The organism is Streptomyces kryoterrae (assembly GCF_054072135.1).
In genome coordinates this window covers 2,470,631-2,496,457 of the sequence record NZ_CM133358.1, presented here as the reverse complement: position 1 = coordinate 2,496,457, position 25,827 = coordinate 2,470,631, and the positions used below count along the sequence as shown (strand labels likewise).

Here is a 25,827-nt window from a genome sequence, read left to right as displayed (position 1 = left end):
AAGGGGCGCTCCGTGACTGTCACCACGGGACGGACTGGCGGAGAGGACACAGGATGGATGCGCGCGTCGGCCCGGTGCACGGCTGGTCTCTCGACAGCCGACAGGATCGCGTCGCCGACACGTGACCGTGCAGCCTGGTCCACACGCCCGCGGCTGGTCGGGCCGGGTGCCGACCCCGTGAACGGGTGCGTCTGATCATCCACGTCCCGTCGTATGCAAGGAGAGTGAGCCTGATCGCCACCGAACCCCGGCCGGAACTGATCTCCGCGCGGGCAAGCCCAAGGACTGATCTCCGCGTTCGACCGGCACGGCGGCACGGGCAAGCCCAAGGTCGGCCAACTGCCGATCTGTTACGACACCGACCGCGACGCGGCGATCACCCGCGCCCACGACCAGTTCCGCTGGTTCGGCGGCGGCCGGCCGGTCAACTCCGAACTTCCCGGGCCCGCCGCGTTCGCGGGCGCCACGCAGTTCGTACGGCCCGAGGACGTGGCCGAGTCCATTCCCTGCGGCGACGACGTGGAGGCGGTCGTCGAGGCCGTACGCCCTTACGTCGACGCGGGGTTCACCGAGGTCGCGCTCGTCCAGATCGGCGGCGAGCACCAGGAGTCGTACCTGGAATGGGCCGAGCGGAAGCTGCTGCCCGCCCTGCGCTACGAGCTGTGAGAGGGCGAGGGCACCCGTCATGACCACGAAACGCGCCGCGATCTTCGACGTCGACGGAACGCTCGTCGACACCAGTCACCTGCATGTCGTCACCTGGTGGGAGGCGCTCCGGCAGGCGGGCCACCATGTCCCCATGCGGGAGATCCACCGTGCCGTGGGCCTCAGCGGCAGCGATCTGCTGGACCATCTGCTCGGCGATCCCGACGACCGCGATCCCGATGAGGACGAGCAGCTCGTCGCGGCCCACCACGCTCTCTACGCCACGTACTTCGAGCGGCTGTCGGCGCTGGACACGGCGGGCGACCTGCTGCGCACGCTGGCCGGGCGGGGCTGGAAGATCGTCCTGGCGACCTCGGCGAGCGGCGCGGAACTCTCCGCGCTACGGAGGGCCATCGGCGCGGACGACGTCATCCTCGGGGCGGCCAGCGCGGACGACGTCGCCGAGGGCATACCCGTCCCCGATCCTGTCCGGCAGGCCAGGGAGCTCGCCGGTGTGCCCAGTGAACGGGCCGTGTTCGTCGGCGACGCCGTCTGGGACATGGAGGCAGCCCTACGGGAGCTCGAACGCTTCAACACCGCACCGGTGGCACGCGCGCTGCCCCGGGCTTTGCCGATCCTGTGGGGAGCGGCGGAGCCCGGGGCAGTGGAGTGAGTCGGTGCAGTGCACTTTCCGCACCAGGAGGCGTGGGTGTCCGGCCCGTGGCCGGCCGGACACGTCCACGCCCACCGGGTGTTGTTCACTGCTGGGTCAGGGTGACCTCGTCGCAGTAGCCGTCGCCGCTTCCGGAGACGAGGTGGCAGTAGACGCGAGCGGAGGTCACGCCTGCCCCCGTGGTGAAGGTCGTCGACTGCTTCGAGTAGGTGTTCAGCGTGGTCGAGGCACTCGCGACGGCGGAGCCGTTGTAGAGCTTGGCCTCCAGTGCCGTCGTGGTGCCGGCGGTCTGGCTCGCGAGCGCGCCGGTCAGCCGGTAGGTCGTGTTCGGCGTGAGGTTGTAGACGATCTGCCACAGGGAGCCGCTGCTCAGGGACGAGTTCGTCAGCGCGGCGGCGTTGCCGTTGGACGCGGTGCTCGTGAGCGAGTAGTCCCCGTTGCGCCAGGGCACGGTGTGGCCGGACTCCAGGTTGCCGTTGACCACATAGTTCTTGACGGGGGTGACGGCGAGGTCGTCGCAGTAGCCGTTCCCCGTGCCCGAGCTCTTGTAGCAGTACAGTCGCGCGGTGTTGGCCGTCGCCCCGGTGGTGAAGTCGGCGGAGACGTACGTCCAGGCGGTGCCACTGGCGCTTGCCGTCGTTTCGAGGCCGCCGGTGTTCTTGACGCCGACGTTCATGACCTCGCCGGCGACGGCGGACTTCACCCAGCCCGAGACGCGGTACGTCGTCCGGGGCGCGACCGGGACGGACTGTTCGACGGAGGCGGGCGACGGCCCGACCCGGACGGCGTAGGTTCCGGTGTGGGCGCCGGAGTTCACCACCGAGGCGGAGTTCCACGGGCTCCACGCCGTGAGCGAACCCTTCTCGAATCCGAGGTTCTCGTTCGCGAGGCAGGTCGCGTCGGAGGGCGTGCTGTACTGGTCGGCGCCGATGTCGGGTGCGCAGACCGAGGGGACGGTCGAACCCCAGTAGTCCTGGCCGCCGTTGCCGGGGACGACGACTCCCGCGCCGATCGCCGGGGACGATGCGGTGAGCTGGTAGCCCGCGACGCTGCCGATGCCCGTGCCGCCGCTGCCGGGCGAGACCAGAAGCGGATCCGCGGTGATCTTTCCCGGGTCGGACGGCTCACTGGCCGGGTGGTTGCCGTAGAAGAGGTTGTTCCGCCAGGAGAAGTTCGAGGCGGGCTGGCCGGTGGTGTAGACGTATCCGCCGCTGCCCAGGTTGTAGATGATGTTGTTGGCGAGCGTGAGGTCGTTCCAGGCGCCCGTGACCTCGAGGATGTTCGCGGTGGATCCCGAGGGAAGGTAGATCGTGTTGTTGTAGAACGCGGAGTCCTGCGATCCGTCCATGGTGATGACGCGAAGACGGTCGTCCTCGCTGACGTTGTAGCGGACCGCCGCGTTGCTGGCGAGATGTGACCCTCCGCCGCAGCCGCAGAAGAGGATGAATCCGCCCGCGTTGTCGTGGCTGTAGTTGTACTGGACGACGGTGCCGTCCTGACCGTAGTCGACGTCGAAGCCCTGGCCGTCGGTGTTCCCGGAGTTCTTCTGGGTCCCGTACGCCTCGTTGTACTGGATCACGGTGCCGTCGGAGTCCCAGGCCCAGATGCCCGCGTTCGCCGAGTTCGCCTTGGCCGCGTTGTAGACCACGTTGTGCTCGATGACGGCGTTCTGCGACATCTGCACGACGATGCCGTCGCCGTCCGTGTCATGGACGGTGTTGTTCTCGACGACGACGCCGGTCCAGGGTGTCCAGGCCGGAGTGTTGCAGCCGATGGACGGCCGGCACAGCCATGTGCTCGACATGTTGATACCGCTGCGGGCGACGTTGGCCACCGTGTTGCCGTCGATGTCGACGTCGTTGAAGACGCTGGGCGTCGTGGTCCCGAGAACGGCGAAGAGAATGCCGGCGCTGCCGTCGACTTCCTTCGACTGGTTTCCGTTCACGTCGTGGATGTTGAGGTTGCTGATCTTGTAGTGGTCTCCGGTGCCGTAGTTCTCGAGCACCACGTAGACACCGCGTCGCGCGTTCGCCCCCTTCACGGCGCCGGTGTTCGTCACCTCCAGGTTGGATATCTCCCAGTACTCCTGGTTGTAGAGGTAGACCGCGTCCGTGCCGCCGCCTCCGGCGATGACCGGCAGGGCGCCGGTGCCGTAGGCGTCGATGGATATGGAACCGCCTGCCGCGCTGCCCGAGCCCAGCGGGTGCAGGGTGCCGGAGCAGGTCGTCCCTCTCTTCAGCAGCAACTGGTCGCCGGGGGCGAAGGTCGTCGCGTTGGGGCCCGCCAGTGAGTTCCACGGCGATCCGGAGGTGCCGGTCCCGTTGGCCGGCGCGGAGCAGTCCACGTAGTAGGCCGTGCCGGCCGCGTAGGCCGGCGCGGCGGGCGTCAGCGCTACCGCCGCGCAGGCGAGCAGCATCGTGACGACCGCACCGACTATGAACCGTTGCGTCTCTCTTACTTGTCTCATGGTGACTCTTTCCGTACGACGTTGTCGGAAGGGGCGGACGGGCTCGTCGTGGCCTTGCGGAGCGCGGCGACGATCGCCTGGGTGGGAGCGGGGTGGTTCGACCAATCGGCGGCCACGTGTCCGTCGGCGCCGATCAGCAGTGTGTGGAGCTGTCCGTCCGCGGACAGCTGTGTTCCGGCGGAGGCGGAGTCCGCGGCGACCACGAGTTCGGGCCGCAGGGCCCAGTTCGCCGCGAAGTTCTGCAGTGCGGCATCGGTCGTATGCCCGTCCGAGTCGCTGATGAGGACCCGGACACCGGGATACTGCAGCGCCACGCTCTTGAGCGACGGGATCTGGCTCCGCGCGGCCGCCGCGTCGACGTCACCCTGGTCGTCGATGGGAAGGGCGGACACGACGGTCGGGCCCGATACGGCGATCCGTTTCCCGTCGAGCAGGGTCACACCCGAGTCGGCCGGCGCGTCGGCCTGGCATGCGGTGACGAAGAGCAGCGCGGCGGCGAACGGGATCACGCGCACGAGGTGTGCTGCCGAATGGAAGGGCGGGCGTCGGCCTCGCGCGATCCGAGGGCGATGGACGTGTGTCACCGGACCGGCCCTTCGAGAGGCAGGACGGGGGCCTCAAGGGCTTCGTCGCGGTCGCACACGAGGGTGTCCCCGTTCACCCGCAGGCGGGCGACCTGGATCGAGCTTCGCCGGTCGGCGTGGCCGCCGCCGGCTACCGCGCCCTCGGCTACCGCGCCCTCGGCTACCGCGCCCTCGGCGGATCGCCCCGGGTGCGTGAAGTAGAAGACGAAGGCGCCGAGTTCGCTGGTGACGACATCGGCGTGGAACCCGTAGGACGCGTCGTCCGTGCCCTGCCCGGGGCGGTCGAGAACGAGTCCTCGCGGTTCCCACGTCTCCAGGTCCCGCGAGTGAAGAACCCGCTGGCCGTGCCATTCGTCGACGAGCATCCAGTAACTGCCGCCGAGCTCGAACACGTTCGGGCCTTCGTGCGCCGAACACTCGACGGCAGGGCCCCGGACGCTCCACCGCGCCAGATCCTCGCTGTCCGCCGCATAGGTGTGTGCGTGATCGGCCTCGTCCTTGTACCACATGCGGTAGCCGCCCGAGGGGAGCCGCAGGACGCAGGCGTCGATCACTCTCTCGGACGAGAGCGACAGGGTGGAGCGGTAGGTCCAGGAGAAGAGGTCGTGGCTCGTGTAGTGGCGGATCACACGTGCGTGGCCCTCCCACCGGGTCGGGACACCGCGGATCACGCTGACGAACATGTGGTACTCGGTTCCGTCGTCGACGATCTCCGGGGCCCAGTAGGTGTGCCGCCCGGGCTCGATGGCCAGCCCTTCGGCGATTCCCCGGTACAGCCAGGTGGCTCCGCCGTCCGAGGAGGACGCGATCCCGATGTCGGTCCCGTGCACCCAGCTCACGTCGTTCATCGGTGGCGCGTCGGCTCGTCGGCTCGTGTAGAACATCCACCACTCGCCGGCATGCCGGTTCCAGATGACGGTGGGGTCGGTCGCGCCGTCGTGCACAGGGTCTCGGAACAGAGGTTGGGGAACGGCTGTCATGGTTCTTCCCGGGCGTGAGTGCGGTGGCGTCCTATGACACCGAATCAGTTCTGACGGTTCGTCAGGCGGATCATGTTCCAGGAGAGCGGCTCGAGTTCGGCGTGGAGGACGCCGCCGGTGAGGGTTGTGCCGGTGGCGGCGTGCGGGGTGACACGGTCGGGCCGGTCCGCGGTGTTGACGGCCTCCGGATCGCCGTCGGCCAGGGTCAGGTGTTCGACGACGGTGCGGGCGTCGGTGCCGCGCAGGTCGATCTCCAGCGGCAGGACCGTGTCCTGGCCGCGGTTGACGGCGAACACGGTGATGTCGCCGGTCTCGTCGTCCAGCACGGCGGTGGCGTGCAGCAGCGGTACGTCACCGAAGCGGTCGGTGTGGTACGTCGGGCTGTCCGCCTCGACGCGCAGCACCCGGCCGCGTCCGTGCGCCGACGCCTGGGCGAAGGGGTAGAACGTGGTCTGCCGCCAGGCCGCGCCGCCCGGCTCGGTCATGATCGGCGCGATGACGTTGACGAGCTGGGCGAGGGAGGCCGCGGTGACCCGGTCGGCGTGCCGCATCAGGGCGATGAGCAGTGAGCCGAAGACCACGGCGTCGGTGACGGTGTAGACGTCCTCCAGCAGGCGCGGCGCCTGCTGCCAGTCCTCCACGTGGTGCGGGTTGGGCCGCTTCTGGTACCAGACGTTCCACTCGTCGAAGGAGAGGTTGATGTGCTTCTTCGCCTTGAGGCGGGCCCGGACGTGGTCGCAGGTGGCGACGACCGACTCGATGAAGTGCTCCATGTCCACGGCCGAGGCCAGGAAGGAGTCGCGGTCGCCGTCGATCTCCTCGTAGTAGGCGTGCAGGGAGACGTGGTCGACGAGGTCGTACGTGGCCTCCAGCACCGTCGCCTCCCAGGAGGCGAAGGTCGGCATGGAGGAGCTGGAGCTGCCGCAGGCCACCAGCTCCAGGCCGGGGTCGACCTGCCGCATGGCGCGGGCGGTCTCGGCGGCGAGGCGCCCGTACTCCTCGGGCGTCTTGTGGCCGGTCTGCCAGGGGCCGTCCATCTCGTTGCCCAGGCACCACATCCGGATGCCGTACGGCTCCTTGCCGCCGTGGGCGACTCGGCGGTCGGACAGTTCGGTGCCGCCGGGGTGGTTGCAGTACTCCAGCAGCCGTACGGCGTCCTCGACGCCGCGGGTGCCGAGGTTGACGGCCATCATCGGCTCCATGCCGGTCTTCCCGCAGAAGTCCATGAACTCGCCGAGGCCGAACTCGTTGGTCTCGGTGGACTTCCAGGCCAGGTCCAGCCGGTTGGGCCGCTCCTCGCGCGGGCCCACGCTGTCCTCCCAGCGGTAGCCGGAGACGAAGTTGCCGCCGGGATAGCGGACGGTGCTGACGCCGAGCTCCCGGACCAGCTCCAGGACGTCCTGGCGCAGGCCGTCCGCGTCGGCGGTGGGGTGGCCGGGCTCGTAGATGCCGGTGTAGACGCAGCGGCCCATGTGCTCGACGAACGATCCGTACAGACGGGGGTTGACGTTGCCGACGGCGAAGGCCGGGTCGAGGGTGAACCGTGCGAAGGAGGTGCCGGGGTGGGACATGACTGCCTTTCGAGCAAGTGTTTCGAGCACGTAGGGGAGCGCGGTCAGAGCGCCAGTGCGCAGACCACCGAGGGGGACGGGACCGGGGGGTGGGGCTGGGTGAGGGTGCCGCCGTCCCCGACCCGCAGGGCGGCGAGGGTGCCGCTGTGCTGGTTGGCGACGAGGAGGTGGCCGGCCGCCAGGGTCAGACCGCGTGGCCAGGAACCGCCTGCGGGGACCTCGCCGACCGGTTCCAGGGCGGTGCCGGTGAGGCGGAACGCGGCGACCGTGTCCGCGCCGCGGTTGGTCACCCAGACGAAGTGTCCGCAGGGTGAGGCGACGATTCCGCCGGGCTGGTTGGTGGCGTCCGGGGTCGCCGTGGCGGGTACGGAGGAGAGGGCCGTCAGGATGCCCGTGGCGGCGTCGTAGCGGTGGCAGGTGATGGTCGAGGACAACTCGTCCGCGCTGAACACCAGGTCACCGTCGGGGGAGAAGGCGAGGTGGCGGGGTCCGGAACCCGGGCTCGACGGGTTCACCGCGACCCGCTCCAGGATTCCGGTGCGGGTGTCGAGCCGGTAGGTGAACACCGCGTCCGCCCCGAGGTCGGTGGCCAGGACGAAACGGCCTGCCGGGTCGAGCAGGACCTGATGGGCGTGGCTGCCCGCCTGCCGCCCGGTGACCGGTCCCGACCCCTGGTGCATGACCAGGTCGGTCGCCTCCAGCAGGCGTCCGTCCGGGCCGAGCCGGTGCACCGCCACGGTGCCCGGCGCGGTGTCGCTGCCGTAGTTCGCGGTCAGCAGCCACCCGCCGCCTGGGTGGACGGTGAGGTGGCACGGGTTCGCCCCGCCGCTGTTCACCGGGTCGCCCAGCGGGGACAGGGTGCCGTCGCCGTCGCGGGAGACGGCGCTGACGGTGCCCGTCTCGCCCTCGTTCGTGCTGTAGACGACGTCGAGCGACGGGTGAGCCGCCAGGAAGGAAGCTCCGCTGACGGGCAGCGGCTTCACCTCGTCGTCGTACGTCAGCCGGCCGGTGCCGGGGTCGAGGTGCACGGCGGCGATGCCGGGGCCTTCGCCGCCGGAGTCCGGAGTGTAGGAGCCGGTGAGGACGGGGATCGCGTCGGTGGAGGGGCTTGAGCGCATGGGTGGTCCCGAGAGTGCTGGTGCGGTGGCGTACGGGGAGGGGGTGTCAGCGGACGATGTCGTCGTGGTGGTCGAGCAGGCCCAGTTCGGAGCGGCGGGGCAGGCCCTCCCAGTCGCCGGCGGTGCTCACCGCGAAGGCGCCGAGCAGGGCGGCGGTGTGCAGCCGCCGCTCCGGGGGCTCGTCCGCGAGGAGTTCGGCGAGGTACCCGGCGGCGAAGGCGTCTCCCGCGCCCACCGAGTCGTGGACGCGGACCGGTACCGCGGGTTGCCGGTAGGACTGTCCGTCGAGGAGTGCGTACGCCCCTTCGGCGCCGAGCTTGATCACGGCGCCGGCGGGTCCGAGGGCGCAGATGCCCTTGGCGAGTTCCTCCGGCCCCTCGGTGCCGGGCACGACCAGGGCGGCCTCGTGCGGTCCGGCCAAGACCAGGTCGCTCCTGCGCAGCAGGGGCAGCAGGGTGCGCCGGGCTTCGTCCTCGCTCCACAGCAGGGATCGGAAGTTGATGTCCAGGGAAACGGTCACCCCGGCCGCGGCGGCGATGTCCACGGCGCGGGTCACGGCCGAGGCCGGTCCCTCTCCGAGCGCCGGGGTGATGCCCGTGATGTGGAGGATCGCCGCCCCCGCGACGACGTGCTCGGGGATGTCGGCGGCGGTCAGCCGGGCCCCTGCTGTGTGGGTGCGGTAGTAGCGCGTACGGCTGTGGGTGGTGGTGCGATGTTCCTTCAGCAGGAGGGAGGTGGGGGCGGGGTCGCGCACGGCGACGGTGGTGACACCTTCGGCCCGCAGTTCCCGCAGGACGAGGTCGCCGAGTTCGTCCTCGCCCACCCGGCCGATCCAGGTGGCGGATCCGCCGAGGCGGCTGACGCCTATGGCGACGTTCGACTCGGCGCCGGCGATCCCGAGGCGCAGGGTCGCGCCGAGCGTGAACGGGCCGGGGCCCCGGGCGCCCATGACGGCGAGGACGTCGCCGACGGTCACGAGGTAGGACTCGGGCTCGGAGTCCGGGGGCGAAGTCGTGCTCACGCGGTCGCCTCCCCGGCCCGTGCGGTGATCCCGACCGCGTCCAGCAGTGCGCGCGCCCTCGCGGTGAGGGCGTCCAGCGGCCCCGGAGCCGGGTCGCGGTCCGCCCCGCGCAGCAGCGGGGAGCCGATGCCGACGGCGCAGGCGCCCGCGTCCAGGTAGTCCCGCGCCTCGTCGATGCCGACGCCGCCGACGGCGACGAGCGGGATGTCGGGGAGGGGTGCCCGCAGCTGGCGCAGATGTCCGATCCCGCCCGTGCTCGCGGGGAAGAGTTTGACGGCGGCGGCGCCCGCCTGCCATGCCTGGGACACCTCGGTCGGCGTCCAGGCGCCCGGGTAGCACGGGATGCCACGGTCCGCCGCGTGCCGGACGACGGCGGTGTCCACGACGGGGGCGACCAGGAACTCCGCTCCCGCCGCCAGGGCGTCCCTGGCCTGGGCGCCGGTGATCACGGTGCCGGCGCCGATCGCGACGCCGGGGCCGAGTTCCGCCCGGATGCGGGTCAGCGCGTCGAGTGCTCCGGCGGTGGTGAGGGTGACCTCCAGGCAGGTGACGCCGCCGGCCGCGAGCGCCCGGGCCACGGCGGGCAGCCCGGAGGCGTCGGCCGACCTGAGGATGGCCATGACCCGGGTCCGGCCGAGCTGCGGGGTGAGGGCGGGACGCTCGGTCATGCCCCCACCGCCGCAGGTGCCATGGCGTTTGCCTGGGTGTCGGTCATGCGAAGTTCCTTTGCGGCGGGGTGTGTTGGTGAACACGAGTCAGACGTAGGTCACTTGAGTCCGGAGGTGGCGACGCCGGCGACGAAGCCCCGCTGCAGGATCAGGAACAGCGCCAGCACCGGGACGACGTACATCACCGCGCCCGCGGCGACCAGGTTCCCCAGCGGTGAGCCGTGCGCGTTGACGTAGCCGTAGGCGAGCTTGACCGCGAGGGTGGTGTGGGCGTCGTCCAGCAGCAGGGCGGGCGCGATGTAGTCGCCCCAGGTCCAGCTGAAGGACAGGATCAGGCTGGTGGCGATGACCGGCCAGGACTGGGGCAGGAAGATGCGCCAGAAGATGCGGATCTGTCCGCAGCCGTCGATGATCGCGGCCTCCTCCAGCTCCTTGGGCATGTTCGAGAAGAACTGCCGGAACAGGAAGATCAGGTACGGGGCGCCGCACAGGCCCCACAGCACCCACGGCACATAGGTGTTGGTGAGGTGCAGCTTGGCGAAGAGCAGATAGGTCGGGATGAGGGTGAGGATCTGCGGCAGCATCATCGTCGACAGCAGAACGTTGAAGACGAGTTTCTTGCCGGGCGCGTGGAGGCGGGCGAATCCGTAGCCCGCCCACGCCGAGGCCAGGGTGACCAGTACCGCGTACACGGTGGCGATCGTCAGGGAGTTGCGGGCGTAGCCGAAGTAGTCGATCTGGGTCAGCGCGTCACGGAAGTTGCTCAGGTTGGGGTGGTGCGGCCACCAGTGGACGGGCAGGGCGCGCAGCTCGTCGGGGGCTTTCAGAGCGGTGTCCAGCAGCCAGGCGAACGGGCCCAGGAAGAGGACGAGGGCGCCGACCAGCAGCATGTAGACGGCACTTCTGCGGCGGAACACCATCACTTGCCTCCGAGCGTGCGTGGCCGGGACTGCTTGTCCGGCTCCGGGTCCACGGCGTAGAAGACCGCGCCCTTGCTGAGTTTGAAGACCAGGAAGGTAATGGCGACGATGATCAGGAACAGCACCCAGAGCATCGCGGAGGCGTATCCGTAGCGGCCGTTGGCGAAGTACTGGGCGAACACGTGGATCATGAACAGGTAGTTGCCCTCGGGGACGGCCGTGACGCCTCTGGGGGTGGGGTCGAGGGAGATCAGCAGCGGCAGGAAGCTCTGCACGGCGGCGATGATGCCGGTGATGACCTGGAAGAAAAGCACCGGGGAGAGCAGGGGCAGGGTGATCCGGGTGAAGGTCTGCCAGGTGTTCGCCCCGTCGATGCGGGCGGCCTCGTACAGCTCTTTGGGGACGTCCTGCAGCCCCGCGAGTGAGACGATCATGGCGTTGCCGGCGCCCCACAGGGTGAGGGTGACCAGGACCCAGCGGGCGTAGGGGTCCATCAGCCAGCTGATGCCGTCGAGGTTCAGGGCGTCCAGGGCGCCGTTGGCCGCGCCCGAGTCCCGGTCGAAGATCAGCTTGAAGGTGAGGGCGGCGCCGACCGGCGGGACGACGGCGGGCAGGTACAGCAGGGTGCGGAACACTCCGCGAGCCCGGATCGGCTGGTTGACCAGGATGGCGAGCAGCAGCCCCGCAGCGAGCGTCAGCGGCACGGTGATCGCCGTGAAGACGCCGGTGCGGGCCAGGGAGGACATCGTCTCCGGGTCGGTGAAAACCTCCCGGTAGTTGTCCAGGCCGACGAAACGGGAGTTGTTCGACAGACCGTCGGCGTTGGTCAGGCTCAGCCACAGCGCATAGCCGAGCGGAAAGGCCGTCAGGGCCAGGAAGCCCAGCACCCACGGGCCGGCGAACACGTAGAAGGACAAGGCCCGGCGGCTGGACAGCGAGCGGCGTCTGCGGGCGCTGTGCGCGCCGGTGCGGGGCCCGGGCCGGGCGGCCGTCTCCCTGGAGGGGGACGGCGCACCCGGCGCGGTGATCTGTCCGGTGCTCACCCCACGAGCTCCTTGCCCTGGGCGAGCTGCTCGTTCATCCGGGAGTTGAGCGTGTCGGCGACCTTGCCGGCGGGCGTCCCGGACTTCACGGCGCCCGGCAGGACCTTGGTCAGCACGCCCTCCAGGGCGGCCTGCTGGGCGTACGGGGTGAAGCTGAGCACCGAGAAGTGCGGCAGCTCCTGCTCCTGCACCTGGAACGCCTGCTTCTGGAAGGCGTTGGTCTGCGGCATCTTCGAGCGCAGCGACGTCAGCGAGGGAATGCCCCAGCCGCTCGCCGCGCGGTCCTGGGCGGGCTTGCCGCCGAAGTACCACTCGAAGAACTTCCAGGACGCGTCCTTGTTCTTGGCGTCCCTCGGGATCCAGAAGCCGGTGGCGCCGAAGCAGGAGCTGACGCGGTTGCCGCCGAGCTGCGGGGCGGGCGCGAAGCGGGAGGCTGCCGCGAGTTTGGGGTCACCGCCGATGAGGCCGCCGAACCAGTAGCCGTTGCAGCTCATCGCCATGCGGTTGGCCTGGTAGGTGGGGCCGTCCCAGCCGTCCGGGTTGGGGTTGGTGACGCTCGGACCTATGTCGGCCTTCGCGTAGTCCAGGTACCACTGCAGCGCCTTGAGCGCTTCGGGGGAGGAGAAGTCCACCGTGGCCAGGTCCTCGGCGAACAGGCTGCCGCCGGCCGACGCGGTCATGCCCATGAGCTGCGGGAAGACGCCCATGCCGGTGGCGTTGAGACCGTAGACCTTCACCTTGCCCAGGCGGCGCTTGACCAGCTTCTTGCCCAGGTCCAGCCACTCGTCGTAGGAGATCGGCTCGGTCGCGCTCGGCACGTCCAGTTTCGCGGCCTCGAACAGATCGGTGCGGTACCAGAACATGGAGTCCTGGGAGTAGTCCTTGGCCATGCCGTAGCGCGGTCCGGCGCCCTGCTTCTTGCCGTCGTAGCGCCACACGTCGTTGACCGGGTCGAGGTCGGAGACCTTCAGTGCCGAGCTCTTGGCGAAGTACGGGTCGAGGTCCGTCATCAGGCCGCGGGCAGCGAAGTACGGGGTCTCGGTCGCGCCGAAGCCGCGGACCACGTCCGGCGGGTTCTTGGCGGCCAGCATGGCGTTGAGCTTGGTGGGGTCCCAGATGATGACGTTGATGTTCATCCCCAGCGCCTCTTCGGCGGCCTTGAGGGCCGCCTTGTCCGGCCACTCGTTCTGCACCGTCATCACGGTGAGCGTCGTCTTACCGCTCCCGGACCCGTTCGCGGTGTTGCCGACCGAGCCGGCGCAGGCGGACAGTGCGGACGCGCCGAGCGCGGCACCGGCGGAGACAGCGAGGAAGCGCCGCCTGTCGAGAGATGTCGTCTTTGACATGGGCATGCTGAAGAGCCTTTCGTGCGGGACGTACGCGAATGCGGGACGTACGGCGGCTGCGGGACGTGCGAGGGGCATGGCGGCATGAGGGACTGCCGCGGGAAGTGAACGGCAGGGCGGGCGGCCGGTGGAACGCCGGCGCGCTCGGCGGTGGTGCGAGATGCCCCGGACCGAGCGCATCCGTCTGCGTGGACGGGTGGGCGGACCGGAGTGGCGGGGACCGCGGGTGCGACGGTGGTCGCGTTCGCGGTGAGCCCGGGGGCGGGGCGGCTCCTCGGCCCAGTTGACTGAAGGTGATCTGTGGCCGACATCTTGCGGTTTCGGTATGACCGGTTTCTGGGGCTCTGCTCAGGCTTATGGCTTATTTCGGCCTGAGGAAACCGGTTGACTGAAACTTTGGCGAACGTTAGGTTGCGTCACCAGAAGGTGTCAAGAGGCCAGAACGCGTCATTCCGGGCCGCAGCAGCGCGGACCGGAATGACGCCCACCGGGGAGGGGGAGCACGTGTCGGAACAGCCCGTCCGGGCCAGGCTCGTGGATGTGGCCCATGCGGCCGGAGTCTCCAAGGCCACCGTGTCCAAGGTGCTCAATGGCCGCCCGGACCTGTCCGTCCGGCCGGAGACGCGCCGGCGCGTCCATGAGGCCGCCGAGGCACTCGGCTACCGGCCGCACTCCGGTGCACGGGCCCTGGCAGGCGCCAGCACCCACGCACTGGCCCTGCTGGTCCCCGCCCTCGCGAACCCCACGTACGTCACCATCGCCCGCGGCGCCTACCAGCGGGCCCGCGAACGGGGCTATCTCTCCCTGCTGGCCGAGGACTTCGACGGGCAGGAAGCCGACGAGTCCTTCCACGACCTGGTGCAGGAGGGCAGGGTCGACGGGCTGCTCATCGCCTCGGCGCGCCCCGGCCATCCCCTGCTGGACGCGCTGAGCCGCAGCGCGGTCCCGCACGTCTTCCTCAACCGCTCGGTCGAGGGCTCCGGCCGCAACATCACCATGGACGTCGCCCGCTCCAGCGTGACCGCGCTCGACCACCTGCACGGCCTCGGCCATCGAGTGGTCGGCCACATCGCGGGCCCTCCCGGGATCACGCCCAGCGATGTCCGCAAGGAGGCGTTTCTGCGCCACGCCGACGCACTGGGACTGGACGCGGCTCCGGTCGCCTCCGGGGAATTCACCGAGGACGGCGGCGGATCCGCCGCACGGGAGCTGTTGCGCCCGCCCGCCGATGGTGCGCGCCCTCCGGTCACCGCCCTCTACACCAGCTCACTCGCCCAGGCGATAGGCGCCATGGCCGCGATCAGGGACCTCGGCCTCAGGATCCCGGAGGACGTCTCCGTGGTCGGCAACGACGACCTGCCCGTGGCCGCGCACCTCCATCCCCCGCTGACCACCGTCGCGATGCCCCTGCACGAGCTGGGAACCGCCGCGGTGGACGCCCTGGTGGCCACTATCGAGGGCACGCCTGTGGGCGACGTCGTCGTACCGACCGAGCCGCGGCTGGTGCTGCGCGGCTCCACGGCCAGACCAGCACGACCAGGAGAAACGCCATGACCGTCGCCGCCGCACCGGCACGTTTCACCGGCCATACGGCCCTGCTCACCGCGGCCGCCTCCGGCATCGGGGCGGCCACCGCCCGCCGGCTGGCGGCGGAGGGAGCGTCCGTCCTGGTCACCGACGTGGACGCCGGGGGCGCCCATCGCGTGGCCGAGGAGATCCGCGCCGACGGCGGGCGGGCGCGGGACCGTCCCCTCGACGCCACCTCGCCGACGGAGTGGGCCGCGGCCGTCGCCGACGCCGAGTCCTGGACCGGACGCCTCGACGTGCTCCACCTCAACGCCGGGCGCAACCTGCCCGGAGCGGCACACGAACTCGACGACGCCGCCTGGCACGACCAGCTGCGGCTCTCCCTCGACTCGGTGTTCTACGGTGTCCGTGCCGCAGTGCCCCTGCTCAGGACGGCCAGGGGCGCGGTGGTGATCACCTCGTCCGTGCACGCGGCCCTCGGCTTCAAGGGCTATCCCGCGTACGCGGCGGCCAAGGGCGGGATCGACGCCCTCGTACGCCAGCTGGCGGTCGAGTACGGCGGACAGATCAGGTTCAACGCCGTCCTGCCCGGAGCCGTGGTCACCGCCCTGTGGGCCGGGGTACCCCAGGAGTACAAGGCGAAGACCGCCGCGCGCACCCCTGTCGGCCGGCTCGGCGCCCCCGAGGACATCGCCGCCGCCGTGGCCTTCCTCGCCTCCGACGACGCCTCCTTCGTCACCGGCCAGAACCTGCTCGTGGACGGTGGCCGCAGCATCAGCTCCCAGGAGTAGGCCGCCGCGCCCTGGCCGTTCCGGGCCGGCAACACGCTGCCGCGCTCCGGCCGTTCCGACCGACCGACCGACCGACCGACCGACCGACCCGACCGCACGCCCGGCCAGCGCCGGGCACGACCCGACGGTCGAACGTCGGCGTCGCACCCCGGCTCACCCCTGCCGGGCACGACCCGACGGTCGAACGTCGGCGCCGCACCCCGGCTCACCCCCGCCGCTCACCCCCGGCGCCGCACCCCCGCCGCGCGTCCTGCGCAGCAACCTTTGCGTGCCTGACCCCTCTGCCTCCCCGCCCGAGCGGGCGCTTGCCCGCGCTCGCTCCCACCATGACCGCCCCACCCTCCATCCCCACGTACCGGCCCCCCGCCCCGCCGTGCCCAGCACAGAACCCGGAGACCCACCCCATGAAGATCACTGGATACGAACTCTTCCTCGTCGAACCGCGCTGGCTCTTCCTTCGCGTCGACACCGACGAGGGCATCTCCGGGTGGGGCGAACCCATCGTCGAGGGCAAGGCCCACACCGTCGCCCGCTGCGTCGAGGAGATGTTCGACTACCTGGTCGGCCAGGACCCGGCGCGGATCGAGGAGCACTGGCAGGTGCTCGCCAAGAGCGGCTTCTACCGCGGCGGCGTCGTCCTGAGCAGTGCCCTGTCCGGCATCGACCAGGCCCTGTGGGACATCGCGGGCAAGACGCACGGTGTCCCCGTCCACCAGCTGCTCGGCGGCCACGTGCGTGACCGGGTGCGCGTCTACGGCTGGGTCGGTGGCGAAACCCCCGAAGAACTGGCCGAGTCCGCGGCCGCGCAGGTCGCCAAGGGCATGACGGCGGTCAAACTGAACCCCTGCGGCCAGCTGGAGCCTCTCGCCACGCCCGCCGCGATCAACGCCATCGTGGACGGGGTGAGTGCGGTCCGCGAGGCCATCGGACCGGAACGCGACCTGGCGCTGGACTTCCACGGCCGCTTCAGCGGGGCGATGTCGCGCCGTGTACTTCCGCTCCTGGAGCCGCTGCTGCCGCTCTTCGTCGAGGAGCCCGTGCTGCCGGAGTTCTCCAGGGACCTCGGCGCCGTGGTGCGCTCCACCTCCATCCCGATCGCCACCGGCGAACGGCTCTACTCACGCTGGGACTTCCGCTCGGTGCTCTCCGACGGCATCGCGGTGGCCCAGCCGGACATCAGCCACGCCGGGGGCATTTCCGAGAGCCGCCGGATCGCCGCGATGGCCGAGGCGTACGACGTCATGGTGGCCCCGCACTGCCCGCTCGGTCCGATCGCCCTCGCGGCCAGCCTGCAACTCGACTTCGCGATCCCCAACTTCCTCATCCAGGAACAGGCACTGGGCATCGGCTACGGCGACAGCGGCGGACTGCTGGACTACCTCGCCGACACGACGCCCTTCACGTTCCATGACGGCTACGTCGACCGTCCGACCGCGCCCGGTCTCGGTATCACGATTGATGAGAACGCGGTCCGCGCCGCCGCCGAACGCGGCCACCGCTGGCGCAACCCGGTCTGGCGCAACACGGACGGCTCACTGGCCGCCTGGTAGTCCCTGACAGCCCCAGGAGCAGGTACCCCATCACGGCAGCCTGGGTCACCTCCCCTGAGTCGCGCGCGTGAAGGCGTCGTCCCGCGGCCGTCCGAAAGGGGGAAGCGGTGCCCACCGTCGTGCAACTGTGGGCCGGGAAGGCGTGGACCGTCCGAGGGGCGGCCGACGCCTTCCTCGACTCGCTCCCGGCCCGGTGTTCGTCACCCGCCGCTGCCCGGCCCTGGAACGTCGTCAGCCCGCGCGGCGTGTGCCCGGACACCGGCCTGGTGCGGCTGTCGTACCGGCAGACCCGTGCCCTGATCGACTCGACGGGCACACCGCCGTGCGCGGGCCGGGGACCGGATGTGGACCCAGCGTGGTCGAAGCCACTGGCAACCGGTGAGAAGCTTTGATGAACGTCGCGGGTCTCACGGTCCAGGAACGCCGTCTCTGGTAATCAGAGATCGACTCCCAGATTACTCAATCCTCGGTGCGTCCATGTCGTGCGTCCATGCCGGTGCGCCGAGGGGAGCCGAGTGCGACCGCAGTTGCTCCGTCGGAGGCGGATGGGTTCTGGGCCGTGACGCTCATTTGACGCTCGTGACGCCTTCTCGAAGGGAGGCGAGCTAGAAAACCGCCTCTCACCTGGGGTTTTCCGGGCCCCGTTCAGGCCGACAACTTTCCGATGACGCATCACGTGGAGTGCGTGGCGATTCTGGAGCCTGCTGCCAAGGGTTCCTGACGTGCTGTGTCGTGGCTGACCCGGGATGCTCGACCTGTTTCCCTTCATGTATCCGGTCGAGCACACAGCTTGTCTGCCGCGGCTGTCCTGACCTCCGGTTCATCGTGAATCGGCGAGCCTGCTCACCCAGGCGGTACCGGATGTCCCATGACTCCTGACGCTCGAATGACGCTGATCTGAGGGGCGATCGGAGCCGTATGCGCCAGGCGGCTGGTACGCGCGGTGAAGGCATGTCCGACTGGGCCCGCCAGCGATCGACGTCCGGGAACTTCTCCTGGGTGGCTTCCAGGTCACGGGGTGCGTCGTCGAATCGGACCCGGTGAACGTGGTGCACCGGCCTTCTCGCATGTGCTGCCCCCTCTCTTGATGCCGTCCCTGGTCACTGTCCGTTCGTGGCTCTCAGGCCGAGGCGTCCTTCTGTGCGCGGACGCCCGGAAGTACCGTCGCCTGCTCTCGCGGCGCGGGATTTGCCCGAGCCAGGTCGGCCTCACGGCACCGGCCTGGGCATCCTCCGCGTCGCCGCCGGCCCGATCGCGGGCATGTCCCTCGCCTTCACCGGTGACGTGGGCGTCGGCCGGCTGCTGCCTCCCGCGCTGCGGCCCCGCTCGGGGTGCCGCTGCTCGTGCTGATGGCCACGCCGTACTTGCTGTTCGCGCTGCACCCGGCGCTGCCGGCCACCGCGGTCCGCGCCGCCGTGGCGCCGGTCGGCTTTGGCGCGAGCATGGAGCGGCAGGAGCGCCTGATGACCCTTGTGCCGGACGAACCGGCGGTCCAAGCCTTCGAGTTGCGCTCCGCGGGGCTGCTCACCCTCCAGGGCGTGAGCGCCACGTCGGCGGTCGCGGTCGCGTAGTTCACCTCGTCGGCTGCGGCGATCGCCGTGATGGCGGCGTCGCCTGCGGTGGCCTCGGCCCTGACTCGGGGGCTGCGGCGCCGACCTCGGCCGCCGCACCCGTCTGTGCGGTTGCGACGTTGTACCCTTCTGCCCGATCAGATCCAGAAGTGTGCCCATCGTGGCGCGACAACCGGCCGCCGGTTCGGGTCCGGACCGGGCGTCGGCCGGTCCCGCGGGCCCGGGTCGCCGGTCTCCGTTCCCGGCTCCGGTCGCGCCGCGAGGAGCGAAGGGTACGGGCACCGGACGGGCGCCGAGAGGCCGTTCACGCCTCCGCGGCCTGATCGTTTTCGGCCAGGGTGCCGGTTCCGCGTCCGCCTGTGGGGCGGTGGACATCGTAGAACCGGCCATGGGGACCATTGTTTTCCGGCTGCTCCCACCTGCTCCCTGGGCCCGGTGGGTCCGCCGAACAAGGCGGTTGCCCGGTATGGCTTGATCGGAACGTCTGTGCGATTGTAAATCGGCCATCCGTGCGGGCGGTGCGGCCGGATCCCGGGGGTGGAATCCGACCACTACAGGTCCCGGGGAGTGTCACGGTTACCGGGTGTAAGGGTCAACGGGTTCTCGGGGGCGGTATTCCATTCCGGATTACTCGATGCGAATTCGCACACGTGATCCTTTGTGTGGTCCAGGAAAAGGAAAGATGATTCCCGATTCCGCGCCATCGAAGCCCCTGACCTCAGGGACGGCTGGAAAACACCAGGGAGTCGGCCCGGCCGCTCAGCTATTGTCGTCTAGGCGCTCAGGCGAGGATGGTGAGCGGAGTTCTGGGGGGAACGTCCGTGGTTGAGCGGCTCAATTTCAAGATTTTGGGGCCCCTGTCGGTGACGGCGAACGGCCGTGCACTCACCGTCGGCGGTGCGCGCCAGCGAACGGTCCTGGCTCTGCTGCTGCTCAACCCCGGCCGGATCGTGCCGGTCGACACTCTCGTCGACGCTGTCTGGAACAGCGGCCCTCCCGCCACCGCCCGCACCCAGATCGCGATCGTGATCGCCGCCCTGCGCAAGACCTTCAAGGCCGAGGGCGTCACCGAGGACATCATCGTCACCGCCCACCCCGGTTACGTCCTCAGACCCGAGGGCCACGCGGTCGACTCGGTGGACTTCGCCCAGCTGGTCAAGGACGCCGAGACGGCAGTGGAGCAGGGCCGACACGCCGACGCGGCCGACAGCTACGCGCAGGCCCTCGACCTGTGGACGGGCCCCGCCTTCGCCGGCATCGCCAGCCCGGTGGTGGAGGACGAGGCCGCCCGGCTCGAAGGACACCGTCTCAACGCCTACGACGACGCCACCGCCGTCCTGCTGGAACTCGGCAGCCACCAGGACCTCGTACCGGAGCTGGCGGCCGTCGTGCGGGAGCATCCGCTGCGCGAACGCACCCGGCACCATCTGATGCTCGCGCAGTACCGGTCCGGGCGGCGGGCCGAGGCGATGGGCACCTTCCGGGAGGCGCGCGCCCAGTTCATCGAGGAACTCGGCATGGAGCCGGGCCCCGACCTCCAGGAACTGCACGACGCGATCCTGCGCGACGACCCCTCCCTCGCCCCCGCGCCGCCGGTTTCCACCACCGATGCGCTGCGCTCCGACTCCGTCATCGTCCCCTCCGAACTCCCGCCGGACGTGCCCGGCTTCACCGGCCGCGGGGCTGAACTGGCGTTACTGGACCTGCTGGTGGCCGACCGGGACCGGCAACAGGGGCCCGCCTTCGGGCTGATCACCGGCATCGCGGGCGTCGGCAAGACCGGCCTCGCGGTCCGCTGGGCCCACCGAGCCGCCGCCCGCTTCCCGGACGGACGGCTCTTCGCCGACCTGCGTGGCTACGACGAGGAGCACGAGCCGACCGTCGCCGCCGACGTCATCAGCCGCTTCCTGCGCTCGCTGGGCGTGCCCAGTGACCAGATACCGCCGGAGACGGAGGCGCTCGTCGCGCTGTACCGCAGCGTGCTCGCCGAGCGGCAGGTGCTCGTCGTTCTGGACAACGTCCGCTCCTATGCGCAGCTGCGCACCCTGCTGCCCGGCAGCGGGCGCTGCGCCGTGCTGGTCACCAGCCGGGACCAGCTGGAGGAACTGGTCACCTGGCCGCAGGAGGCCCGGGTGCACCTCGGCGTGCTGCCCGAGCCGGAGGCGGTGGAACTGCTCGGCCGGATCGTCGGCACCGAACGCATCGCCTCCGCCCGCGCCGACACCGTACGGCTGGCCGAGCTGTGTGACCGGCTGCCGCTGGCACTGCGCATCGCCGCCGCCCGGCTCGCCTCCAAACCGCACTGGACCGTACGGCATCTGGTGACCCGGCTCAACGACGAGGCACGCCGGCTGGACGAGCTGAGCCAGGGCGCTTCCCGGGTGCGGGCCAGCTTCGCGCTGTCGTACCGCTATCTGCCCGAGGACGCGGCGCTTCTCTACCGGCGGCTCGGCCTGCTCGACGTGCCGGACTTCGCGGCCTGGGTCGGCGGCGCGCTGCTCGACATCGACGTGCTGGACGCCGAGCGGATCATGGAGGATCTCGTCGACGCCCAGTTCCTGGAGGTCGTCGGCGTCGACGCGACCGGCCGGCTGCGCTACCGGCTGCAGAACCTGATGCGCCTCTACGCCCGCGAGCGGGCCTACGCCGAGGAGCCGCCGGACGCCCAGCGGGCCGCCCGCGAGCGCGCTTTCCGCACCTGGCTGACGATCGCGGAGGAGGCCCACCGGCGGGAGTTCGGCGGCCACTTCAGCGTCGTGTACAGCGAGGTGGCGCGTCGGCCGGTCGACCCCATCCACCTCGACGAACTCCTCGACTCGCCGCTGGAGTGGCTGGAGGCGGAACGCCTGTCGCTGGTCGCCGCGGTCGAGCAGACGGCCGCCCTGGGCATGGACGACCTCGCCTGGGACCTCACGGTCTCGGCGGCGGTGCTCTTCGAGACCCGGCACTACCTGGACGACTGGCGGATCTGCTCCGAGGCGGCGCTGGCCGCGACCCGCAGGACGGGCAACCTGCGCGGGCAGGCCGCCATGCTCCACCAGCTCGGCGGTGTCGCGCAGTCCTACCGTCGGCTGGAGGAGGCGCACGCCCGCTACAGCGAGGCGCTGGAACTGTTCGAGCAGGCCGGCGAGGAGCACGGGCAGGCGCTGAACCTGCGCAACCTGTCGATCCTGGACCGGTTCCGCGGCAACCTGGACCTCGCCATGGAGCGGCTGCGGACGGCCCGGGACATCCTGCGCCGGGTCGGCGACACCTCCTCCGAGGCGCACACGCTCGACAACATGGCGCAGATCGAACTGGACCGTGGCTCCACCGAGCTGGCGATGAAGCTGAGTCTGGAAGCGGTGCAGCTCATGGAGTCGATCGGCGGCGGCGGCCGGCGCGGCGCCGCCCAGACCCTGCACCGGCTGGGCCGGGTGCATCTGGCCCGGTCTGACTTCGACCTGGCGGAAAAAGCGTTCCAGCAGGTGGTCGCGCTGGTCACCGACAAGTCCGACCGGGTGGGGCTCGCCTACGCCCTGCTGGGACTCGGGGAGAGCCGTCTGGGCGCGGACGAGGTGGACGCCGCCGCGACCACGCTGACCGAGGCGCTGGAGATCGTCGAACGCATCGATGCCCCCCTCGTCGACGGCCGGATCAACCTCGCCCTCGGCGACGCGCTGCGCCGCCTGGGCCGCCACGACGCGGCGCGTGAACGGCTGACCGCCGCCCACGACGTCTTCGTCCGCGCCGACGCCCCGCAGTGGCGCGCGGAGGCGGAACGCGCGCTGGCCCGGCTGGAGAACGAGGAAGGCTGACGCCGGGCGGCAGCGGGCCGGGAAACCCGGGTCCCCGTAGGTGCCGTTGTAGACGACCGATACCCCGGCGATAAGCGGGCTGCCTACGTTCGGCCGGTACCACTGTCAGCCGAAATGTGGAGTACACGATGCCGCCTGTCGCCAAGGCGCCCACCTTCGCCGTGATCTCCGGGGCCCAGGTCCAGCGGGTCCTGGCCGGCCGGCACCGGGAGGTGGTGCGTCTGATCGAAACGGCGTACCGCGTCCACGGTGCCGGTGACACCGTCAATCCGCCGTCCTACTTCCTTCGCTTCCCCGACCGGCCGGCCTCCCGCATCATCGCGCTCCCCGCGTCGATCGGCGGGGGCATCGGCGTGGACGGCCTGAAATGGATCTCCAGCTTCCCCGACAACGTGGCGGCGGGCCTCCCGCGCGCCTCCGGCGTGCTCATCCTCAACGACCCGGACACCGGCTATCCGCTGGCCTGCCTGGAGAGTTCGATCATCAGCGCGGCTCGTACGGCCGCCTCCGCGGTGCTGGCCGCCGAGACCCTCGGCCGGGCGCGCGGGGACCTGCCGCGCCGCGTCGGTTTCTTCGGCACCGGTCTCATCGCCCGGTACATCCACCAGTATCTGGCGGGTACCGGCTGGGAGTTCGACGAGATCGGCGTGCACGACCTGTCGGCGGAGCACGCCGCCGGGTTCGCCGGACACCTCGACCGCTCCGGGTTCGGGGGCCGGGTCACCGTGCACGGGTCGGCCGAGGACCTCGTCCGCGGCAGCGACCTCGTCGTCTTCGCCACCGTCGCCGGCACCCCGCACGTCACCGACCCCGGCTGGTTCGGCCACCACCCGCTGGTGCTGCACGTGTCGCTGCGTGATCTGGCGCCCGAGGTGATCCTCACCGGCGCCAACTTCGTCGACGACGTCGACCACTGCCTGAAGGCCGACACGTCCCCGCACCTGGCCGAACGGCTCAGCGGCGGACGGGAGTTCATCGACGGCACCCTCTACGGCGTGCTGACCGGTGCGGCCGGTGTGCCCGCCGACCGGCCCGTGTTCTTCTCGCCGTTCGGACTCGGTGTCCTCGACCTCGCCGTCGGCAAGCACGTCTACGACCGGCTGCTCGACTCCGGTGAACTCGCCGTCGAGCAGGACTTCTTCCACGAGCTGCGCCGCTACGGCTGACCATCGCCCACAAACCCTTCGAGGATGGGGTTCACCTGTGACCACACTGCTCGACTCACCGCCCCGAGCGGCCGGCGCACCACGCCGGTCCCTCACCGTCCGTGTCGACGAGACCGTCCTGCCCCCGCACGACCCGCTGGACCTGTACACGGCCCTGCGCGCCCGCGCCGGTGACGAGGTGTTCCTCCTGGAGAGCCTCGCCGCCCCCGAGGAGGACGGCAACGGCGCCGTCGTCGGCCACGGCCGGCTCGCCGAACTCCAGGTGCATTCCGACCGCGTCACCGTCGACGGAGCGCCCGCCGTCACCGAGGCGCTGCACGCCGCCGCCGTCGACCTGGGGCTGGCCGAACTGCCGGACGGGGCCCGCGCCCTGGCCGACTCCGACCAGGTGTGGGCGCTGCTGCGGGCCGCCCAGCGGGCGTTCACCCTGGAGAGTTCGGTGCCCGCGGACGGATACGCCTTCGGCTTCCTGGCCACCGTCGGCTACGGAGCCGCCTGGCACATGGAACGGCTGCCCGAGCGCACTGCCGACGGCGGCCCCGACCTCGTCCTGACCCTCTTCCGCGAGGTCGTGCGCTACGACCTCGACGCGGGCACCGCCCGGCTGCTCACCGCCCGCTCCCCGGACTTCCCACCCGCCGCGGTCCCCGGCCTCGTCGCCGCGGTCGCCGCCGGGCTGCGCCCCGCGGCGGAGCCCGCCCCGCTGCCCGAGGTGCCGGCCCCGCGCACGGTCCGCGACAGCACCGATGAGCGGACCTTCCTCGCCCAGGTGGAACGCTGCATGGCACACATCGGCGTCGGGGACATCTACCAGATCCAGATCGGCCATCGCATCGACGTGGACACCGAGCTGACGCCGCTGGACGTCTACCGGCGGCTGCGGCACCGCAACCCGTCGCCGTACATGTACCTCGTCCCGCGCGACGGCTCCACGCTCATCGGTGCCAGCCCCGAGGTGCTGTTCCGCACCGAGGGCGACCGGATCGTCATGCGGCCCATCGCCGGCACCACCCCGCGCAGCGGCGACCCGGCGGTCGACGGGCCGCGCATCGAGGCACTGAAGGCCAGCGAGAAGGAACGCGCCGAGCACGTCATGCTGGTCGACCTGTGCCGCAACGACATCGGCCGGGTCAGTGTGCCGGGCACGCTGGACGTGCAGCGGCTGATGACCGTGGAGACGTACTCGCACGTCTTCCACCTGGTCTCCACCGTCGAGGGTGTCCTCGCGCCCGGCGAGGACACCTGGTCGGTGCTGCGCGCCACCTTCCCGGCCGGCACGGTCACCGGCGCCCCGAAGATCCGCGCCATGGAGATCATCGAAGAGCTGGAGAGCGCGCCCCGGCGGATGTACGCGGGCGCGGTGGGCCTGGTCGACGTGCGCGGCTGGTCCCGGCTCGCCCTGTGTATCCGCACCATCACCCACGACGGGACGGCGTACTCCACCCAGAGCTGCGCCGGCATCGTCGCCGACTCCGAGCCGCTCGCCGAGTGGCACGAGACGCTGCACAAGATGGGCGCCGCCTACTGGGCGCTGACCGGTGAGGAGCTGCTGCCGTGAAGGTCCTGCTCGTCGACGCCTACGACAGCTTCACCCACATCATCGACCAGTACCTGCGCACGCTGGGCGCCGAGACCGACGTGGTGCGGTCGGGCACCCGCACCCCGGAGCAGCTCGCGGCCCGGGGGGCGGAGGCGGTGGTGCTGGGGCCCGGGCCGGGTCATCCGGCCGACTCGGGGCACGTGGAGCTGGTGCACGCCTTCGCCGGGCGGGTGCCGCTGCTCGGCATCTGCCTCGGCCACCAGGCGATCGGCCTCGCCTACGGGGCACGGATCGCCGTCGCCGCCCGGCTCAAGCACGGCAAGACCAGCCCCGTCACGCACGACGGCGCCGGGGTTTTCACCGGCCTCGGCGACGAGGTGACCGCCACCCGGTACCACTCGCTCGTCGTCGAGGAGCCGTTGCCGCGGGAGCTGACCGTGACGGCACGGGCCGCCGACGACGGCTATGTCATGGGTCTGCGGCACCGCGCGCTGGCGGTGGAAGGGGTGCAGTTCCATCCCGAGTCCATCACCACGGTGGGAGGAATGCGGCTGCTGGAGAATTTCCTGCGGATTCCCGCAGGGGACGTCATACCGACTTCCTGAGGGTCTGAATTCTTTCGGGTATGGCCCGTGTGGGCTGTGGGGAGATCCTCCGCAACCCCCGCGCGACCCTTGGAATCTATGGGTCCGTATTCCTCTTTGACCCATTGTGACCTGCGAGTATATCGTCGTTATTGATCCAGAACAGATCGGTGAAGCGCCTCCGATAATAAACTAAAGCCGTAGCTCCGTAATTTTCTCGGTGTCGGGACGGAACGGGCCGGACCGAAACTGCGAGAACAATTAA

Annotated in this window: 20 protein-coding genes and 1 pseudogene; 11 read left to right on the top strand and 10 right to left on the bottom strand. The window is 70.6% G+C overall.

Annotated features, from left to right (window positions below; genetic code table 11):
• Positions 1 to 282: 282 nt before the first annotated feature.
• Positions 283 to 666: pseudogene (locus ACW4TU_RS10420) on the top strand (LLM class oxidoreductase); the annotation flags it as partial.
• Between the two features lie 19 nt (positions 667 to 685).
• On the top strand, positions 686 to 1,318 hold the full coding sequence (locus tag ACW4TU_RS10415) for an HAD family hydrolase (protein ID WP_457426886.1): 633 nt from the start codon (positions 686 to 688) through the stop codon (positions 1,316 to 1,318).
• Between the two features lie 85 nt (positions 1,319 to 1,403).
• Here the strand turns inward: ACW4TU_RS10415 and ACW4TU_RS10410 are convergent, their stop codons facing one another.
• The 10 genes from ACW4TU_RS10410 to ACW4TU_RS10365 form a co-directional block, all read right to left on the bottom strand.
• Positions 1,404 to 3,785 (bottom strand): carbohydrate binding domain-containing protein, encoded by a 2,382-nt coding sequence (locus tag ACW4TU_RS10410; protein ID WP_457426884.1) that lies wholly within the window; start codon positions 3,783 to 3,785, stop codon positions 1,404 to 1,406.
• On the bottom strand, positions 3,782 to 4,294 hold the full coding sequence (locus ACW4TU_RS10405) for a hypothetical protein (RefSeq protein WP_457426882.1): 513 nt from the start codon (positions 4,292 to 4,294) through the stop codon (positions 3,782 to 3,784). Before ACW4TU_RS10405 ends, ACW4TU_RS10410 begins: the two co-directional genes overlap by 4 nt.
• 71 nt (positions 4,295 to 4,365) lie before the next feature.
• Positions 4,366 to 5,349, bottom strand: a complete 984-nt coding sequence (locus ACW4TU_RS10400) for a glycoside hydrolase family protein (RefSeq protein ID WP_457426880.1) — start codon at positions 5,347 to 5,349, stop codon at positions 4,366 to 4,368.
• A gap of 44 nt (positions 5,350 to 5,393) precedes the next feature.
• Positions 5,394 to 6,920 (bottom strand): arabinosylfuranosidase ArfA, encoded by a 1,527-nt coding sequence (arfA, locus tag ACW4TU_RS10395; protein WP_457426878.1) that lies wholly within the window; start codon positions 6,918 to 6,920, stop codon positions 5,394 to 5,396.
• A 44-nt stretch (positions 6,921 to 6,964) separates the two neighbouring features.
• Positions 6,965 to 8,038: a lactonase family protein gene (locus tag ACW4TU_RS10390; protein ID WP_457426876.1), complete on the bottom strand. Its 1,074-nt coding sequence runs from the start codon at positions 8,036 to 8,038 to the stop codon at positions 6,965 to 6,967.
• A 46-nt stretch (positions 8,039 to 8,084) separates the two neighbouring features.
• Entirely contained in the window at positions 8,085 to 9,059 is a 975-nt protein-coding gene (locus ACW4TU_RS10385) for a sugar kinase (protein WP_457426874.1), read from the bottom strand.
• On the bottom strand, positions 9,056 to 9,727 hold the full coding sequence (locus tag ACW4TU_RS10380) for a bifunctional 4-hydroxy-2-oxoglutarate aldolase/2-dehydro-3-deoxy-phosphogluconate aldolase (RefSeq protein ID WP_457426872.1): 672 nt from the start codon (positions 9,725 to 9,727) through the stop codon (positions 9,056 to 9,058). The genes ACW4TU_RS10385 and ACW4TU_RS10380 overlap by 4 nt, the downstream gene beginning before the upstream one ends.
• 98 nt (positions 9,728 to 9,825) lie before the next feature.
• Complete coding sequence (locus ACW4TU_RS10375) at positions 9,826 to 10,647, bottom strand: carbohydrate ABC transporter permease (protein WP_457426870.1); 822 nt, start codon at positions 10,645 to 10,647, stop codon at positions 9,826 to 9,828.
• Positions 10,647 to 11,690 carry a carbohydrate ABC transporter permease gene (locus ACW4TU_RS10370; RefSeq protein ID WP_457426868.1) on the bottom strand — a complete coding sequence of 348 codons (1,044 nt, stop codon included), beginning with the start codon at positions 11,688 to 11,690 and terminating at the stop codon, positions 10,647 to 10,649. The genes ACW4TU_RS10375 and ACW4TU_RS10370 overlap by 1 nt, the downstream gene beginning before the upstream one ends.
• Positions 11,687 to 13,042 carry an extracellular solute-binding protein gene (locus tag ACW4TU_RS10365; protein WP_457426866.1) on the bottom strand — a complete coding sequence of 452 codons (1,356 nt, stop codon included), beginning with the start codon at positions 13,040 to 13,042 and terminating at the stop codon, positions 11,687 to 11,689. The genes ACW4TU_RS10370 and ACW4TU_RS10365 overlap by 4 nt, the downstream gene beginning before the upstream one ends.
• 498 nt (positions 13,043 to 13,540) lie before the next feature.
• On the opposite strand from ACW4TU_RS10365, the gene ACW4TU_RS10360 reads away from it, so the two are divergent.
• The 9 genes from ACW4TU_RS10360 (at position 13,541) to ACW4TU_RS10320 (ending at position 25,583) form a co-directional block, all read left to right on the top strand.
• Positions 13,541 to 14,590 (top strand): LacI family DNA-binding transcriptional regulator, encoded by a 1,050-nt coding sequence (locus ACW4TU_RS10360; protein WP_457426864.1) that lies wholly within the window; start codon positions 13,541 to 13,543, stop codon positions 14,588 to 14,590.
• A complete protein-coding gene (locus tag ACW4TU_RS10355) occupies positions 14,587 to 15,354 on the top strand; it encodes an SDR family NAD(P)-dependent oxidoreductase (protein ID WP_457426862.1) in 768 nt (255 codons plus the stop codon). Before ACW4TU_RS10360 ends, ACW4TU_RS10355 begins: the two co-directional genes overlap by 4 nt.
• 404 nt (positions 15,355 to 15,758) lie before the next feature.
• Positions 15,759 to 16,904: a galactonate dehydratase gene (gene dgoD / locus ACW4TU_RS10350; RefSeq protein WP_457426860.1), complete on the top strand. Its 1,146-nt coding sequence runs from the start codon at positions 15,759 to 15,761 to the stop codon at positions 16,902 to 16,904.
• 107 nt (positions 16,905 to 17,011) lie between these two features.
• A complete protein-coding gene (locus ACW4TU_RS10345) occupies positions 17,012 to 17,296 on the top strand; it encodes a hypothetical protein (protein ID WP_457426858.1) in 285 nt (94 codons plus the stop codon).
• A 957-nt stretch (positions 17,297 to 18,253) separates the two neighbouring features.
• Positions 18,254 to 18,475: a hypothetical protein gene (locus ACW4TU_RS10340; protein ID WP_457426856.1), complete on the top strand. Its 222-nt coding sequence runs from the start codon at positions 18,254 to 18,256 to the stop codon at positions 18,473 to 18,475.
• Between the two features lie 821 nt (positions 18,476 to 19,296).
• Positions 19,297 to 22,272 (top strand): AfsR/SARP family transcriptional regulator, encoded by a 2,976-nt coding sequence (locus ACW4TU_RS10335; RefSeq protein WP_457426854.1) that lies wholly within the window; start codon positions 19,297 to 19,299, stop codon positions 22,270 to 22,272.
• A 128-nt stretch (positions 22,273 to 22,400) separates the two neighbouring features.
• Positions 22,401 to 23,438: a 2,3-diaminopropionate biosynthesis protein SbnB gene (gene sbnB, locus ACW4TU_RS10330; protein ID WP_457426852.1), complete on the top strand. Its 1,038-nt coding sequence runs from the start codon at positions 22,401 to 22,403 to the stop codon at positions 23,436 to 23,438.
• Positions 23,439 to 23,475: 37 nt separating this feature from the next.
• Complete coding sequence (locus tag ACW4TU_RS10325; RefSeq protein ID WP_457426850.1) at positions 23,476 to 24,996, top strand: anthranilate synthase component I family protein; 1,521 nt, start codon at positions 23,476 to 23,478, stop codon at positions 24,994 to 24,996.
• Entirely contained in the window at positions 24,993 to 25,583 is a 591-nt protein-coding gene (locus ACW4TU_RS10320) for an anthranilate synthase component II (protein WP_457426848.1), read from the top strand. The genes ACW4TU_RS10325 and ACW4TU_RS10320 overlap by 4 nt, the downstream gene beginning before the upstream one ends.
• The last annotated feature ends 244 nt before the right edge of the window (positions 25,584 to 25,827 follow it).